This window comes from Pseudomonas sp. A-B-19, assembly GCF_019947515.1.
Taxonomy (GTDB): domain Bacteria; phylum Pseudomonadota; class Gammaproteobacteria; order Pseudomonadales; family Pseudomonadaceae; genus Aquipseudomonas.
The window spans coordinates 57,296-73,404 of the sequence record NZ_JAGYGN010000016.1; the positions used below are offsets into that span (position 1 = coordinate 57,296).

The following is a 16,109-nucleotide window of genomic DNA, read 5'->3' on the forward strand; positions in this document are numbered from 1 at the left end:
CCCCCTGTGGGAGCGAGCTTGCTCGCGATAGCGGCCTGACAGTCAGAACATCAGTGACTGTTTGACCGCTATCGCGAGCAAGCTCGCTCCCACATTGGGGGGGTGGTGTTTTTGGGAGGGTGTTCATCCCGCCAAATCAATTGCTCCTACACTATGGCCAATCTGTGCGATCTTCGCGTTATTAGCCCTGGCTGGAGTTGCTTGATGCTGTCTTTCCTCACCGAACACCCATTGATCTGCGCCATGGCGCTGATCCTGATTGACCTCGGGTTGTGGCGTTTGATCGGTGACAACCGCAACCCTTGGAAGCTTCTGTTGCGGGTCACGATTTTCGCGCTATACAGCCTTCTGCTGTTCAACGAAGGCCTGAACCCGATGCAGCCGCCGCCCTGGGCCGACAACGTACCGTTGCACCTGGCGGCCACCGGCTTGCAGATCGGCTGGTGGTTGTTCGGCGCGCGGATGCTGACGGTGCTGATCGGCGCGGCGATGATGCAACGGGTCGGGCACACCGGACGCTTGCTCCAGGATTTGCTCGGTGCGGTGATTTTCCTGATCGCGATCATTGCCGCCCTGGCCTATGTACTCGATCTGCCGGTCAAGGGCGTGCTGGCGACGTCCGGTGCGTTGGCGATCATCGTCGGCCTGGCCTTGCAAAGTACCCTCAGCGACGTGTTTTCCGGGATCGTCCTGAACACCACCAAACCCTATCAACTGGATGACTACATCTCCATCGACGGCATGGAAGGCCGGGTCACTGACATCGACTGGCGTGCCACGCGCCTGCAGACCTCCCAGGGGTGCATGGCGGTCATACCCAACTCCCTGGCCGCCAAGGCCAAGATCATCAATTTCAGTCGGCCCAACGACATGTTCGGCATTTCCGTCTCGCTGGAAGTGAGCCCCCACGCGCGGCCGAACACGGTGATCGAAGCCCTGGAACGGGCCATGCAGGGCTGCCGCTTTCTGCTGGAGAAACCGTCGCCGAGTGTCGGCCTGAAAACTGCCAGCAACACTGGCGTGGTCTATGAAATCAGCGGCTTTGTCGCATCGATGGACGAAAAGCGTTCGGTGCGCAATCAACTGTTCGACCTGGCCTACCGGCACTTGCAGGCGTCCGGCGTCAACCTGCTGTCGAGCGTGGAACCCAATCCGCCAGGCAACCTGTCGCGGCCCCGGGCGCTGCTCGACAGCTCGCCGATTTTCTCCACCTTGCGCCAGGAAGAGAAAGACACCTTCAGCCAGAACATGACCTTGCAATCGTTCCGCGCCGGGGAAACGATCCTGGAGGCGGGAGAGGTCAGTGATCACCTGTTCATCATCGAGTCCGGGGTGGTCACGGTGACGCTGACCCGGCATGGCGTGCCTTTCGAGTCCGGGCGCATGGGGCCCGGAGAGGTGATCGGCGAGGCCGGTATTCTGACCGACAGTTCGGTGCCTGCGCGGTTCACCGCCAAGACCTTCTGTGCCCTGTACCGCATCGAAAAGGCATACCTCAAGCCGTGCCTGGATGCCCGCCACGACATCAACGATGCGATGCAGACCTTGCTCGATTACCGGCTGCTCAAAGCGAAAACCCTGACCCAGGAGTTGCCGGTGACGGTGGCGAAAAAGGGCTTTTTGCAGTGGTTGCGCAATCGGGTTTGAATGGCCGCTGCGCGGATCGTCGGATCGCCGCCCGGAGCCGGCTTGCTCCCACATTTGAGCGCATTTCCCTGTGGGAGCAAGCTTGCTCGCGATGACGGCAGTGAACTCACCAAAAGTGAACCGCGAAACCCATCACACCTGCGCCAATGGCCTCCTCGACTTCTGCAAGATTGGCTATTTGTGTAAACCGGCCGCGGGACTAACGTAGCGGCACACCCACTTGCCCTGGAGCATGCCATGCAATCGCGTATCGACTTCTACACCGCTAGCCCTGACGCCCTCAAAGCCATGATTGCCCTGGAAACCGCCGTTTCCAGGCTGCCACTGGAGAAGAACCTGATCGAACTGGTCAAGCTGCGCGCTTCGCAGATCAATGGCTGCGCCTTCTGTATCGATATGCACACCGCCGATGCCATCAAGGGCGGCGAGACATCGCGTCGCCTGTTCGCCGTCACTGCGTGGCGCGAGGCGCCGTTTTTCAGCGAGCGCGAACGTGCCGCGCTGCTCTGGACTGAATCCCTGACCCAACTGAGCCTGACCCACGCCCCGGACGAAGACTACGAAGCGGTCAGTGCCCAGTTCACGCCCAAGGAAATGGTTGATCTGACCGTTGCGATCAGCACGATTAACAGCTGGAACCGCTTGGCCGTAGGTTTCCGCAAAACGCCTCAAGCCTGATTTTTCGGGAGCTGTGCGCAGGCTCAATGCGCATCGGCACTCGGCGTGGCCGGTGGTTGCACCTTGCGCATCAAGGGCACCATCGCCGTGGCGATGACGAAGCACACCCCGATCATCAGAAACGCGTCGCCATAGGTTTGTGTCTGGGCCTCGCGGTAGGTCAGCAACCATAGTTGATGCAGGCTGGCGGTGACCCCGGCGTCACCGCTCTGGCCGAGGGCGGCGAAGTTGTTGCCGACCTGGGACAACCATTGGTTGAGGGCCTCGTTGGTGCTGTTGAGGTGCTCCGCCAGCCGGGTGAAATGCAGGTTGGTGCGGTCATTGAGAATGGTCGCACACGCGGCGATGCCGATAGCCCCACCCAGGTTGCGCATCAGGTTGAACAACCCCGACGCATGCTTGAGTCGCGCTGGCGCCAGGCCGCCGAGGGTCAGCGTCACCGCGGGCGGTACCGCCAATTGCTGGGCAATTCCGCGCAAGGCTTGTGGCAACATCAATTCCTTGGCCCCCCAGTCATGGGTGATCGGGCTGAAATCCCACATCGACAAGGCGAACAGCCCAAGGCCCATCATCATGATCCAGCGCAGGTCGACGCGGTTGGCCAGAAAGGCATACAACGGAATCGCCATGATCTGGAACACCCCGGTGGAGAAAACCGCCAGACCAATGTCCAGTGCACCGTAGCCCCGCACCCGGCCGAGGAACAGCGGCGTCAGGTAAATGGTGGCGAACAGGCCGATGCCGGTGACGAACGAGAAGAAGCAGCCAAGGGCGAAGTTGCGATCCTTCAAGGCGCGCAGATCGACAATCGGATTGGCCACGTGCAAGGTCCGGCCAATGAATGCCAGCCCGGCCAGGCCGCTGATCCACGCCGTGGTCAGGATCGTGCGGTCGCTGAACCAGTTCCAGCGCGGGCCTTCTTCGAGGGTGTATTCCAGGCAGCCGAGGAACAGCGCCAGAAACACCATGCTCAAGTAATCCGCGCCTTTGAGCAGCGCCAGTTCCGGCTGGTCGATTTTCACCAGCATCGGCACGGCCACGGCGACAAAGATGCCGGGGACCAGGTTGATGTAGAACAGCCAGTGCCAGGACGAAATGTCGGTGATCCAGCCACCGATCACCGGTCCGAGCGTCGGTGCCAATGAGGCCACCGCGCCGATGGTCGCGGCGGCGATCACCCGTTGCTTGCCGGTGAAGAACACGAACGCGGTGGTGAACACCAGCGGAATCATCGAGCCGCCCAGAAACCCTTGCAGGGCACGGAAGGCGATCATGCTCTGGATGTTCCAGGCCACACCGCACAGCAGGCTGGTCAGGGTGAAGCCCACCGCCGACGCGCAAAACAGCCAGCGCGTCGAGAACACCCGGGACAGCCAGCCCGACAGCGGGATCACGATGATTTCGGCGATCAGGTAACTGGTTTGCACCCACGCTGTTTCGTCGGTGCCGGCGGAGAGCCCGCCGCCGATGTCACGCAACGAAGCCGAGACAATCTGGATATCCAGCAGCGCAATGAACATGCCGACGCACATGCTGGCAAAGGCGAACACCTTGGTCGCCGTGGCCATGTTCGCGGCATTGAACGGTTGCGCCGGGGCGGCGAGGGCGCGGCTCATGGCAAGCGGGCCACGGCTGGCGCTTCAGGCTCCTTGCGCGTGTCCACTTCAGCGGTGACCGACAACCCCGGACGCAGGTGGCCGAGCACACTGTCGGCCGGGTCGAGGTGAATCCGTACCGGCACCCGCTGCACGATCTTGGTGAAGTTGCCGGTGGCGTTTTCCGGTGGCAACACACTGAATTGCGAACCGCTGGCGGGGGCAAGGCTGTCCAGGTGACCGTGGAATTCCTGACCCGACAGCACGTCGGCACGGATCACCACCCGCTGCCCCGGCACCATGTGCGCCAGTTGGTCTTCCTTGAAGTTGGCATCGACCCACAATCCGCTGGACGGCACCACCGAGAGCAATTGTGAGCCGGCCTGGGCATAGGCGCCGACCCGGGCCCGGCGATTGCCGATCACTCCATCGACCGGTGCCTTCAGCTCTGTATAGCCGACATTCAATTGCGCCAGATCGCGCTCGGCCCTGGCCTGGATCAAGGCGGCCCGGGCCTGTTGTTTCTGGGTATCGATCACATTCAATTGGCGTTGTGCAGCCAGCAGTTCAGCCTGAGCGCGGTTGCTCTGGGCCTGGGCCGTCTTGAACGTGGCGTTGGCCCGCTGGGCGCTTTCCACCGAGACGGCGTTGGTGGTCACCAGTTTTTTGTAGCGGGCATCGTCATCCCGGGAGCGGGTGGCCTCGGCGCCGGCAGCATCGATGCCGGCACGGGCCTGGCCGATGACGGCCTGTTGCAGTTGTTCGGTGGCGTCGAGATTGGCCAGCAAGGCCTCCTGGGCGGCCACTGCGCCTTCGGCCTTGGCCAGATTGGCCCGGTAGTCGCGCGAATCGAGACGGATCAACACATCGCCGGCCTTGACCTTCTGGTTGTCGGCCACCAGCACTTCGTCGATGTAACCCGCCACCTTCGGCCCGATCACCGTTATGTCGCCGCCGATGTAGGCGTCGTCGGTTTCCTCGATGAAGCGCCCGGCCGTCCACCAATGGGCGCCGTACACACCGGCCAGTACCAGCGCTGCGATGCCCAGTATTGGCAATAGCAGGCGTTTGAGCAGGGGCGGTTTGGCGGCAGTCACCGGGGCAACCAGGTCGGGTTCAACGGTGGGCATGCTGGTCATGGAGGATTACCTGTTGGAGCGGGGGAGGTATTATGATGAAGGTAATATGATGCATGTAATATTTTGTGGCAAGTGGTTTTTGCTGCCGGTTGTCAGGTGCTATTTCATCCAGTCGCCGGGGGTGAGGCCGGTCATGTCCTTGAAGAACGCGATGAACGCGCTGTCACTGGCAAATCCCAGTTCAAAGGCGCTGTAGCCGATGTTTCGTCCGGTCGCGAGCAATTCGATGGCGCGCATCAAGCGCCACTGTTGCCGCCATTGCTGATAGCTCATGCCCGTCTCGCGCTGGAAGATTCGGCCAATGGTGCGGCCGCTGGCGCCTATCCGTGCTTGCAGTGCCTGAAGTTTCGGCGGCAGCTTCTCGACGGTCGCGAGCAGTGGTGCCAGACGCTTGTCAGTCGGCAACGGCAGCAGCATGGGCTGGCGGGCCGCGTCACGAATTTCGCTCAGGCACAGCCCCAGCAGATGGACGTATTTTCCCTGCTGCCAGGCGGTGTCGAAGCCGGCGTGGGCTATCGATTCCAGCACGGCCCGCAGCAACGGGCTGACTTCAATTACGCAGACCTGTTGTGGCAGGTCCGCGCATAACGCGGGGCTCAGGTAAATGGAACGGTAATCGACGCTCTGTTGCATCACGGCGCGATGGGCCACACCGCAAGGAATCCAGGCCGCGCGGGAGGGCGGCAACAGGCACAGCTGCTGCGCCAGGGTAATGCGCGTACAGCCCTGGCGGGTATACAGCAGTTGCCCGCGTTGATGTCGATGCATGCCCGAATCGTGATCACCGAGGGTTGCGGCGATGCCGACAACCGGTGCGGTGAAGCTGTCGGGATCGAAATGTGCGTGGGCGTCGAGCCAGGCCATGGGTTGTCCGATTTCAGCGATAAATTGGCAGGGTTCTGATAATACGCCAGTCACGATTTCTTAAGCTTCACGGCAATTTCTTTTAAGAGTGAAGTGGTGATGGATGACAAGAAAGTCGTGGTATTGGCCGTCGCGCTATTGATGTTCCCGCAGTTGGCGCAATCCATTTACAGCCCGGCGCTGGCGGACATCGCCCGGGTCTTCGGCGTCGGTCCGCAGGCGTCGGCGCAAATGCTTTCCGTGTATTTCCTGGCGTTCGCGTTCGGTGTGGTGGTGTGGGGCCGGATGTGCGACCTGATCGGGCGTCGCCCGACAATGCTTGCAGGGTTCGCCCTGTACGCCACGGCTTCATTGATGGCGCTCAGTGTCAGCACCTTCGATGCTCTGTTGGCAGCCCAAGGCTTGGCCGCGTTTGGCGCAGCGGTAGGCTCGGTCGTTACGCAAACCGTATTGCGCGACCGCTTCAAGGGGGCGGCACTGGCCCGGGTGTTTTCGGTCATGGGCATCGCGCTGGCCGCCAGCCCGGCCATCGGGCTGTTCACCGGCGCAAGCCTGGTGCAAGGCTTCGGTTATCGAGGCGTGCCGGCGGGGCTTTTGTTGCTGGCTGTTGTCCTGTGGTTCTGGTGCCGGCAGGTTTTGCCGGAAACCCGCCCACGGCAGGTGGCATCGCCCGCGTTGTTCGAGACGCTGTGGCAAATGCTCCGGGATCGCGATATCTGGCGTTCGACGTTGTTGGTGGCAACCTTCAACATTGCCCTGTTCAGCTACTACAGCCTGGGGCCCTTTATGTTTGAGCGGCTGGGCCTGAGTGCGCAATGGTTTGGCTACAGTGGCGTCATCCTGGCCCTGGGGTCCGGCCTTGGCGCCTGGCTCAACAAGAGGCTGTTGCAACGAGGGTTGAGTGCTGCGCAATTGATCCAGGTGTCGGGATCACTGACATTGCTTGGTGCCAGTTTCGTCTGGCTGATGGAGGACAGTGTGCTATTCGTGCTGGCGATGTTGTTGGTGGTGCTGGCCTTCGGCATGGCCATCCCGAACATCCTCGGTTCGGCCCTGGTCAACTATGGCGATCGACTGGGTACGGCGGGGGCATTGTTTGGTTTGCTGTACTACCTGTTGATCGGTGGCGGGCTGATGCTGGCAGCCTGGGGGCAGGCGTTGGGTGGGACCTTGATGGTCTGTGCGGTGGTGGCCTGGATGTTGGCGTGGATCAAGCCACAAAAGAACTAGTCATCCAGGGGGTATCTCGATCAACCAGCCGGTGAAACCGTCGCCTGACATTTTGCTTCGCCGGTTTTCAACGCTGGCGGATAACGGCAATCCCTGTCGTTTCCCGTCAAGTGCGCACCTGTCGCGCCTCTACACTGGCAGGCAATCGATCAACCGCTGTGGAGCAAGGGATGAATCAACCTGTCGAGCAACTGCGTATCCGCCTGGCCTGTGCGTTCCGCTGGGCGGCGCGGCTTCGTGTTCTGGGAGCTAATCTAGGGTGCGGGGAGCTGGCGGGATTGATCGATTGCGACCAGTTGACGCTGGAAATCATCAAGTGCCGGTCGGCCCTGTGAGGCTCGTCATGCCGCCTCGCAGGACTGGTTCCGTCTGTCTTATTGGGATTTGGATACGTCTAGAACGAATACATCAATTAACCCTTTGAGCTCTGGTGGTAGCGTTGCTTCAATTCTGCCTTTTAGCTCCTGGGCACTTTCAATTCCATGGATCTTACGTCCAGCAACTTCTTCGCTCGCACCAAACCAAATTGCGAGGAAAATGCCCTGCCGCTCTGCGTCCGGGTGTATGGAATAAAGATCATTCAACTGATTGGAAGCAGCTGTGAAAAGGTCCCTATGCCATTGCCCTTTAACTTCAGTGACAAGCAGTCTTCTTTTTCCATCGATAATCTTTGCGACAGTGAAGTCGCTTCGCTTCGAAGCCTTAAGATGATGTTCCGGTGTCACAGTGATGTTTTGCGGTTGTAGTTTGAGGCAGAGTCGCTCAGCGATAATTTCAGTACATGGTTCTTCGTCAAGTCGCTCACTCTTCTCGTAGAAACGGTCTGCGGAATTGAACTCCCCACCATTTATAGACTTCTGAAAGTCTTGGAGCTCTTGGGTTACGAGTTGGCGCAGCCCTTCCACAGTAACCACCTCGTCGCGGTCCAGTCGATTTACGATTTCCTGAGGCGTCGGCGGTTCGAAGTCTCTGAATGCTTTTTTCCTGACTTGAGCAGTGTGTATGCTCCTCAAGTCCTTGTGCAGGTCGGCGAGGTGCGGATCGGCGAGGAGACGATTGAGGACAGGAATTGCATCATCGTGTTCAACTGAATCGATCGACCAGATAACATCAGACAAAAAACGGTATGCATTCTCTTCTTTTGGGCTTTCCGTACCCCAATGACTGGGTAGGTAAGTCTTGGGCCATTTATCGAAAAAGGCTAATAGAATGGCTTCTATCATGCGTGGGGTGAGCTTGGGCCAATAGGTACGATTGCTAGAACTCATTCGCCCAGAATGCTCATTAATTATAAGCACCATGTCTTTGTCGGTTTTGAGCCAATTCCAGTATGTTTTTGGTGCTTCATCCAGAAAGTACCATGCGCGCGTGAACCAGAATGTACGCTTTTGTTCGATCTCGTCATTGCCAGTTGGGGTGGGCCAATCGATTAGGAACTCTTCGCAACGAACTTCGATGATCTTCTGCAGTTCTGCACGATTGCCATATTGAGCAGCAATTTCAAAAAGTGTATTTAGGGTGCTAAGAGCTAGTTCGCGAAAGCGCCCAAGCCATTCAATAGATATCGTCGCACGTGAGTGGCTGAAAATATCGTCGTCATGTAGCAACCAGATTTCAGGATTGCTACATCCCGGTTTTGCCAGTTGCGGTTCAACGTACTGTCGAAGAAAGGATTCGGCACACGCGGTATCCGGAAAGACTAGCCTGTCAACTTCCCGCTTTAATGCCTCGCGATCTTTCTCGGAAACTGCGTCGAAATGAATGTTAATGTTAGTTCTCAATGCTCTCAGGAGCGAAAGGTTAATTCCTTCTAGATTTCCCTTGTCCTGCAATATCTCTATGCATGCCGCATAGAGAATCAACTCTGACTGCCGATACTGTGAAGCACATTGTAGCTCAGCGAGTTCTAGTAGATCTGGGACGTGCGGAGCTATGAAGTTTAGGCAGTTTCGGAGCGCGTTCCTGACGATCGACTCCTCGCCAAATGACTGCTCAATTTCATCTGGACTCATAAGTGTCAGCTGGGCGAATCGAACAAGATAACCCCAATGGAACCCGCTTTCGACAAGCTGCCGGTTAGCTTGGACATACTTGATGTTCGATGCATGGTTGTTAGCTTGTTGCTTGCGAAGACGCTTCATCCTCCGAGTATGCCGAAGCATCGGCATTCGGTTGCTTTGTTCGGATTGCGCGGCAGTCCTGTTTGACTTGGCCCACTCTCGCATGAATGTAGGTTTCAATAATGCTTGCTCGCGCATATGCCGCCGCAAGATGTCTGCGCCTCGTTCTTCTTTATTTCGATAGTACTGATGTCCAGCCATGAAACTCGCCCACAAATTTGTGTTATCGGTTTCAAACGCGAGGTCGATTATGAATTCTCGATCATCAGCATATAAGTGAAGGCCGGAGTGGGCGTGCCAATCGAATTTATTTATTCTGGTTTCGAGAATCTGATCACGGTCAGTTAGTTGCCCGAATGCAAGAATGATAATGCCTTGGCGTAGGTCTTTATGCTCTCGAAGCGCTTTTACCGCCGTACTGTTAGTAGCAGACTTTTGCTCGTGAAAATTGAGGTTTTTTACCCATTGCCAAACGCGGCTTGGATCAAGTGGAGGTGTCGCCAGTTCGAAATAGCGATCCAACATTGAACCAATGATTTTGCTCATGCCGTTTCGGCAATCGCACTCATAATGATTTTTTCCGCAAATACACTCTAGGTCTTTGGTCAGATCATCTAAGAGCCACGCGATGAGTGATAAATTTAGCCCGTAGATGAAGCTCTTCACGAAGTAGCGAGCCCCTATCGTGCGCTCACTTTGCTCCTGGTGACCTGGGTAGAGGGTAGCGCAGGCTCGAAAAAATTCTGCAAGAGTAGCCCGTTCGAATATTTCCGGTCCTAGGGCTTCGATGATCTTGGCAGAAACCTTCAGTGATGTTTGACTTGCTTCAGAAACGAGAACCATCAAGTCAGCTTGATGGTCATAACCGCCTATTTCCAGCAAGCACATACTCGCTAATAAACGTGTGTTTTCGTTTTCACCCGGTGTTAAGGCAAGTAGGCGTAACTCGTCTCCTAATTGCTGGATTGCTGGTGATCCCGCTAAAAGCTCAAGAATCAGGTCGCGTAAGTGCCCATCGCTTCCAGTCGTGAGAAGAGGCTTAATGTCCTCCAGAACATCTTGTGTGAAGAACCCTGCAGCACTGAACCTACGCCAGAAATCCCCTCTTCGAAAGAAGGGGTCCTTGGCTTCAACTTCTTTCAGTTGCTTTACAAGCAAGCGCTTTGACGAAGGCTCAAGCTGAGAAGGGTCGCCGTTCGCAAGCACTGCATAAGGGTCAAGTTCTATTGCGGCGGTCTGTATAGGCTTGTTGCCTAGCGATGCCATCCAGCCGAGGAGTCCCCGGAGTTCATCTCGAACTGTGGAGTTCGGGGCGATGATGGCTAGGCACTTGGGAATCGTCAGAGGGTCCGCAGGGGCTGCTATCCGCTTGGTAAGATATCCTGCAGCACAGTATTCAGAGACGATCTTGTGAACTGGACGATGTTGATCTGCACTCTCACCTGGTTTAAAAAGTCGAGTTGCAAGAATGCCTTCAGCCGTTTTGTTAGTGGTAAATAAAGACGCCAGCAAAGGATACATCCGGTCTTCAGTGGCTTCACCTGTGCTAACGCCTTCGGCACCAGACAACAAGAGCTTGGCGAAAACCTCTGACGATAAATAGACTTTTTGAGTGGTGGAAAGTGCTGAGCTGGATCTCGCTATGCTGCTGTTTGCTTCCTTCGCCAGACGTTCGACCGCTAGTGAGAAAATAGATCGTTTGTCAGTGAAATGTCTTTCGCTTTCGATATACGCATCAGCGAACAGCTTCAGAAACTGAGGATTTGGAAGGAGTGTTTTTAAATCAAATCGAGCGACTTCAGTCTGGAACGCTGCGAAATTTTCACCTTCCACATGGTGATCAAAGATCGCCTGCTGTTCCACCTCATCAAACTCGCATAGCCTGACTACTAGAGGTGTGTGACCTAGACACTCTTTGAAAGCGTTTGTAGCTGCGCTGTCCCACTCACTGGACCGACTGGAAATGATTACGTGTGTTGGTTTTGCCTTTCTAGCATTCGTAAGAAGGCTGTAGATGCCTGTTTTATCGACCTTTGCCAGCTCATCAAACGCATCAATCACGAGCGGACAATTCTCCGCATCGGCTCCCGCGTGCTTGAATACGTTTGCTGTCACCTCTGAAGCGCCCAACTGACGCGCAAGGCTTCTCAAAAGCTCAGTTTTCCCACCGCCGGGCTCCGCCAAGACTACAACGTAATTCGAAGCGGCGAGCAGTGCTTCTTCCGTGTATACCTTGTCATTACTTGTGAGTCTGCGCGAAAGGTAGAGAGTCGGACTCATAGAGGAAATTATCGAGAGTTGAACCACACCGGATATTTCGGTGACCATTCGGATGAGTCAGACAGTCCACGGGCTCTTCCTGCTGGCGATAGTACGCCATTTTTCACTTCGCTCGGCGCTCCTTTCTGCTGCCCTCAGCTACTGGCGATAATAGAACTAATCCAATGCTTACCATTGCCTCGCAAGAATAGATGAGTTCGGTTTTGGTTCTAAAGGTGCACCTCTTGTAGGAAGCTTCCGTTAGACGATTCAACGTCATCCGACATTGTTGTTTAAATCCCCTCACGCTCACTTCCCGAAAGCTACAGGACCTTGCGCCGATGCCTACGGTTACGCCAGAATCCGCCGGCTTGTGCGACTTGGGACTGCTCGGTAACTTGATTCCCATCACTGCCCATCAGTGATCGGGTTTAGTCGCCCGTCGATGTCAAGACGCACAATGTCTCTATCACACAGGTATTCAATTCCTGTATTTGATGGTGGCTGTGCGCAGGGCGCTTCGGCGCGCCGATTTCTTGGCTCATCGGTCGACTAACCTGTGCACAGCTGCCTCCCATTCGTTTAGTCGCGAACTGGTTGCAGCCTCACTCATATGAGGATTGAGCCAATGTTCAAAGTAACGCCAAACCCGCCGGACATCGATCTGGCATCGCCGTACGAAGGCCCCGATTCAAAAAAGCAAAACGAGGCCACCGAACGGGCCCTCGACTACCACGCCCCCTCAGCCGCCGACATCAAAGCCACCCCACGAACCGTCAGCACCATGTTTTCAGTAGACCCGAAGGCCACGACTGAAACCCTAGTGGTTTATCTGGTCGAGACCCTGGCCTCGGTCGATGTGATGGTCCATTACCTGGTGGATCATCTGGAGGGTAGTTCGCGCAATGTTCTGCTAGGTATCTCCAACAGTGTGATGCTGGCGGAAATCACGGCGAATAGGGTGCTGGATAAGGTCGAGCCAACTGCATAAACGCGGTTATATGTGGCGAGGGAGCTTGCTCCCGTTGGGTCGCATAGCGGCCCCAGCTCTTCACTTGAAAAGCAGGGCCTGCTGCGCAGTCCAGCGGGAGCAAGCTCCCTCGCCACAGGTTATTCAGCGATTGTTCGAGGGTTAAACCCGCTCAAAAATCGCAGCAATCCCCTGACCACCACCGATGCACATGGTCACCAGCGCATAACGGCCGCCGGTGCGGTGCAGTTCGTGGATGGCCTTGGTGGCGATGATTGCGCCGGTGGCGCCCACCGGGTGGCCCAGGGCGATGCCCGAACCGTTCGGGTTGACCTTGGCCGGGTCGAGGTCCAGTTCCTGGCTGACGGCGCAGGCCTGGGCGGCGAAGGCGATGTTGGCTTCGATCACGTCCAGGTCGGCGACGGTCAGGCCGGCGCGCTTGAGCGCCAGGCGGGTGGCCGGGATCGGGCCCAGGCCCATGAGTTCCGGTTCGACGCCGGCGTGGGCGTAGCTGACCAGGCGGGCGAGGGGTTTCAGGTTGTTGGCCTGGACCGCGTTGCCGCTGGCCATGACCAGTGCGGCGGCGCCGTCGTTGAGGCCCGAGGCGTTGCCGGCGGTGACCGAACCATCCTTCTTGAACGCAGGTTTCATCGCTGCCAACTGTTCCAGGGACGTGGCGCGCGGATGTTCGTCGACGCTGAACAGTTTGACGCCTTTGCGATCCTGGATTTCCACGGTCGCGATCTGCTCGCTGAAGTAGCCGTTGGCAATCGCGTGGGCGGCGCGGTTCTGGTCTTCCAGCGCCAGGGCGTCCTGCATTTCGCGGGTGATGCCGTTGCGCGCGGCGACGTTCTCGGCGGTGATGCCCATGTGGATGCCATGGAAGGGGTCATGCAGGATGCCGAGCATGTAGTCGATGACCTGGGCGTTGCCCATGCGCGAACCCCAACGGGCGGCTGGCATCAGGTACGGGCCGCGGCTCATGGATTCGGCACCGGCACCGACGACGATGTCGGCATCGCCGAGCATCAGGGTCTGGGCGGCGTTGATGATCGCTTGCAGGCCCGAACCGCACAGGCGGTTGACGTTGTAGGCGGGGGTTTCTTTCGGGATGCCGGCGTTCATCGCCGCGACGCGGGAGATGTAGGCATCGCGGGTTTCGGTCGGGATCACGTTGCCCATCACCAGATGGCCAACGAGGGCCGGGTCCACGGCGGCTCGCTCCAGGGCGGCTTTCACGGCTGTGGTCGCGAGGTCGGCCAGTGGCACGTCCTTGAGCGAACCGCCGAAGGTCCCGATAGCGGTACGGGCGGCGCTGACGACGTAGATTTCCGGAGTGTTCATGGCTGGTTTCCTTTCGGTGGATTCTTGTCTGTACTGCGATTGAGCAGGGCGTTCAAGGCGGCTTTCGCCTCGTCGGTGTTCAGGCGCTGAATGAACAGCGTGTTTTCTTCGCGCAGGGTGGCGTCCAGTTCGGCCAGGCAAGCCTGTTTCATCAACTGCCGGGACTGGCGCAGGGCTTGCTGGGGCATGGCCAGAAAGCGCTGGGCGATCTTGAGGGCCGCCGCCAGACACTGCTCGCCGTCATCGAAGGCTTCGTTGGCCAGGCCCCAGGCTACCGCTTCGCTGCCGTCCAGGCCGTCACCCAGCAACAGCAGGCGAGATGCGCGGGCATGGCCGAGGCGGCGGGGCAGCAACAGGCTGGCGCCGAACTCGGGGCACAGGCCGATATTGACGAACGGCATGCGCAGCTTGGCGTTGCGGGTGACCAGCACCTGATCGCAATGCAGCAGCAAGGTGGTACCGATGCCGATGGCCGCCCCGCAGACTGCCGCGATCAGCGGCTTTTGCAGGCGCGTGACGACCTTCATCAGGTGGAACGCCGGGGCGTCCAGATGCGTCGGCGGGTGCAGGAGGAAATCCACCAGGTCATTGCCGCTGGTAAAGCAGGTCGGGCCGCCAGTGATGATGATCACGCCGGTCTGCTCGTCTTCGTCGGCGGCCAGCAACAGTTCGGCCAACTGCGTGTACATGGCGTTGTTCAGTGCATTGAGCTTGTCCGGACGGTCGATGGTCAGCGTCAACACGCCATCGCGTCGCTCGTGTTTGATCAGGTCGGTCATCGCAGGCTCTGCAGGGTCGGTTCAGGGCTGCCACTTTAAGCGCCGGACAAACTCCGGATCTATGGCCAAACGGGTCAACTGCACTGCCGCTTTTTGCCATGCCGGTGCGCCAAAAGGCGACACACACACATTCGGGGGGGTGGCTGCGCCCGGCGCAGGCACTGAAAGTCAAAAGATCGCAGCCTGCGGCAGCTCCTACGGGTTTTGCGTACACCCGCAAAATGACGGTTGTACCTGGCCCCTGTAGGAGCTGGCTTGCCAGCGAAGCTTTTCAGACCTTCAACACCTTCCCGCCAATCGCCACCGCCACCAGCAACAACGCCATCAAGGCAAAGGCAAAACTCAGGCTGCTGCCGTGGGCGATGAAGCCGATGACGGCCGGTCCCGCCAGAATGCCTGCATAGCCCAGGGTGGTAATGGCCGGCACGGCGATGCTTTCGGGCATGACCGTCTGCTTGCCGACCGCGGTGTACAGGATCGGCACAATGTTCGAACAACCGGCCCCCAGCAGCGCATAACCGACCAGCGCGGCTTCCCAGCTCGGTGCGAACGTCGCCAGGAACAAACCTGCGGCAGCCGTCAGTCCACCGAACACCATCACCCGTGTCGCGCCCAACCGCCGTACGATTTTGTCACCGGTCAAACGCCCGGCTGTCATGGTCAAGGCAAACGCCGCATAACCAAGCCCTGCATACGCTGTGTCTATACCGCGTTCCTGCGCCAGGAACACCGCACTCCAGTCCAGCGCCGCGCCTTCGGCGAGGAATACGATGAAGCACATGCCCCCGATGAACAGGACAATGCCATGGGGTAGCGCAAACGCCGGCCCCGAACTCTCGCTGCCGTAGGGCAACAGGTGCGGCACCGCCTTGGCCAGCGCGATCAGCAACATCACGATCACCACCAGCGTGGCCCCCAGCGGGGAAATCCCCAGGCCAAGCAACCCGCTGACACCCGCCGCACCGACAATCCCGCCCAGGCTGAACAGGCCATGGAAACCCGACATCATGTTTTTGCCACTGGCGCGCTCGACGATCACCGCTTGCAGGTTGACCGTCGAATCCACCGTGCCCAGGCCCGCGCCGAACATGAACAGCGCCGCGATCAAGGCCGGAACCGATGACACCGTCGCCAGCAGCGGCAGGGCGGCACAGATCAGCAGGGTGCCGCCGGTCGTCACCCGCCGGCAGCCGAAACGCGAGGCCAGGATCCCGGCCAACGGCATCGCCAGAATCGAACCCACCCCCAGACACAGCAACAGCAATCCCAGGGTACCTTCATCCAGTCCGGCCCGGGCCTTGGCATAGGGCACCAGCGGCGCCCACGCGGCGATGCCGAACCCGGCGATGAAAAAGGCGATGCGCGTGGACATCTGTTCCAGGCGGCCGGGAACGAAGGTGGTTTGATTGTTGAGGCTGGTCATATCAATCCCTGGCAAAAAAACGTCACGTCCTCAACGGACAGTGATCGACCGGTGAGGGTTC

General features: G+C 58.3%; 12 protein-coding genes. 5 read left to right on the plus strand and 7 right to left on the minus strand.

Annotation, left to right across the window (positions count from 1 at the left end; translation table 11 throughout):
• Positions 1 to 204: 204 nt before the first annotated feature.
• Positions 205 to 1,647, plus strand: a complete 1,443-nt coding sequence (locus KGA81_RS18330; protein WP_223547571.1) for a mechanosensitive ion channel family protein — start codon at positions 205 to 207, stop codon at positions 1,645 to 1,647.
• 237 nt (positions 1,648 to 1,884) lie between these two features.
• A complete protein-coding gene (locus KGA81_RS18335) occupies positions 1,885 to 2,325 on the plus strand; it encodes a carboxymuconolactone decarboxylase family protein (protein WP_223547572.1) in 441 nt (146 codons plus the stop codon).
• 23 nt (positions 2,326 to 2,348) lie between these two features.
• Here the strand turns inward: KGA81_RS18335 and KGA81_RS18340 are convergent, their stop codons facing one another.
• From KGA81_RS18340 to KGA81_RS18350, 3 genes are all read right to left on the minus strand, one after another.
• A complete protein-coding gene (locus tag KGA81_RS18340) occupies positions 2,349 to 3,941 on the minus strand; it encodes a DHA2 family efflux MFS transporter permease subunit (RefSeq protein WP_223547573.1) in 1,593 nt (530 codons plus the stop codon).
• The gene (locus KGA81_RS18345) at positions 3,938 to 5,059 is read right to left on the minus strand and encodes an HlyD family secretion protein (RefSeq protein ID WP_223547574.1); all 1,122 of its coding nucleotides are present in this window, start codon (positions 5,057 to 5,059) and stop codon (positions 3,938 to 3,940) included. The genes KGA81_RS18340 and KGA81_RS18345 overlap by 4 nt, the downstream gene beginning before the upstream one ends.
• A 99-nt stretch (positions 5,060 to 5,158) precedes the next feature.
• Positions 5,159 to 5,923 carry an AraC family transcriptional regulator gene (locus KGA81_RS18350; protein ID WP_223547575.1) on the minus strand — a complete coding sequence of 255 codons (765 nt, stop codon included), beginning with the start codon at positions 5,921 to 5,923 and terminating at the stop codon, positions 5,159 to 5,161.
• A gap of 99 nt (positions 5,924 to 6,022) precedes the next feature.
• On the opposite strand from KGA81_RS18350, the gene KGA81_RS18355 reads away from it, so the two are divergent.
• Positions 6,023 to 7,153 carry an MFS transporter gene (locus KGA81_RS18355; protein WP_223547576.1) on the plus strand — a complete coding sequence of 377 codons (1,131 nt, stop codon included), beginning with the start codon at positions 6,023 to 6,025 and terminating at the stop codon, positions 7,151 to 7,153.
• A 170-nt stretch (positions 7,154 to 7,323) separates the two neighbouring features.
• Positions 7,324 to 7,488 (plus strand): hypothetical protein, encoded by a 165-nt coding sequence (locus tag KGA81_RS18360; protein WP_223547577.1) that lies wholly within the window; start codon positions 7,324 to 7,326, stop codon positions 7,486 to 7,488.
• A 39-nt stretch (positions 7,489 to 7,527) separates the two neighbouring features.
• Here the strand turns inward: KGA81_RS18360 and KGA81_RS18365 are convergent, their stop codons facing one another.
• The gene (locus KGA81_RS18365; protein ID WP_223547578.1) at positions 7,528 to 11,553 is read right to left on the minus strand and encodes an NACHT domain-containing protein; all 4,026 of its coding nucleotides are present in this window, start codon (positions 11,551 to 11,553) and stop codon (positions 7,528 to 7,530) included.
• A gap of 607 nt (positions 11,554 to 12,160) precedes the next feature.
• Between KGA81_RS18365 and KGA81_RS18370 the strand changes: the two genes are divergently transcribed.
• Positions 12,161 to 12,523, plus strand: a complete 363-nt coding sequence (locus tag KGA81_RS18370; protein WP_223547579.1) for a DUF6124 family protein — start codon at positions 12,161 to 12,163, stop codon at positions 12,521 to 12,523.
• A gap of 141 nt (positions 12,524 to 12,664) precedes the next feature.
• Here the strand turns inward: KGA81_RS18370 and KGA81_RS18375 are convergent, their stop codons facing one another.
• The 3 genes from KGA81_RS18375 to KGA81_RS18385 all read right to left on the minus strand — a co-directional run bounded on the left by KGA81_RS18375 (position 12,665) and on the right by KGA81_RS18385 (position 16,048).
• Complete coding sequence (locus KGA81_RS18375; protein ID WP_223547580.1) at positions 12,665 to 13,846, minus strand: acetyl-CoA C-acyltransferase family protein; 1,182 nt, start codon at positions 13,844 to 13,846, stop codon at positions 12,665 to 12,667.
• The gene (locus KGA81_RS18380) at positions 13,843 to 14,625 is read right to left on the minus strand and encodes an enoyl-CoA hydratase-related protein (protein WP_223547581.1); all 783 of its coding nucleotides are present in this window, start codon (positions 14,623 to 14,625) and stop codon (positions 13,843 to 13,845) included. The genes KGA81_RS18375 and KGA81_RS18380 overlap by 4 nt, the downstream gene beginning before the upstream one ends.
• Positions 14,626 to 14,896: 271 nt before the next feature.
• The gene (locus KGA81_RS18385) at positions 14,897 to 16,048 is read right to left on the minus strand and encodes an MFS transporter (protein ID WP_223547582.1); all 1,152 of its coding nucleotides are present in this window, start codon (positions 16,046 to 16,048) and stop codon (positions 14,897 to 14,899) included.
• Between the last annotated feature and the right edge of the window lie 61 nt (positions 16,049 to 16,109).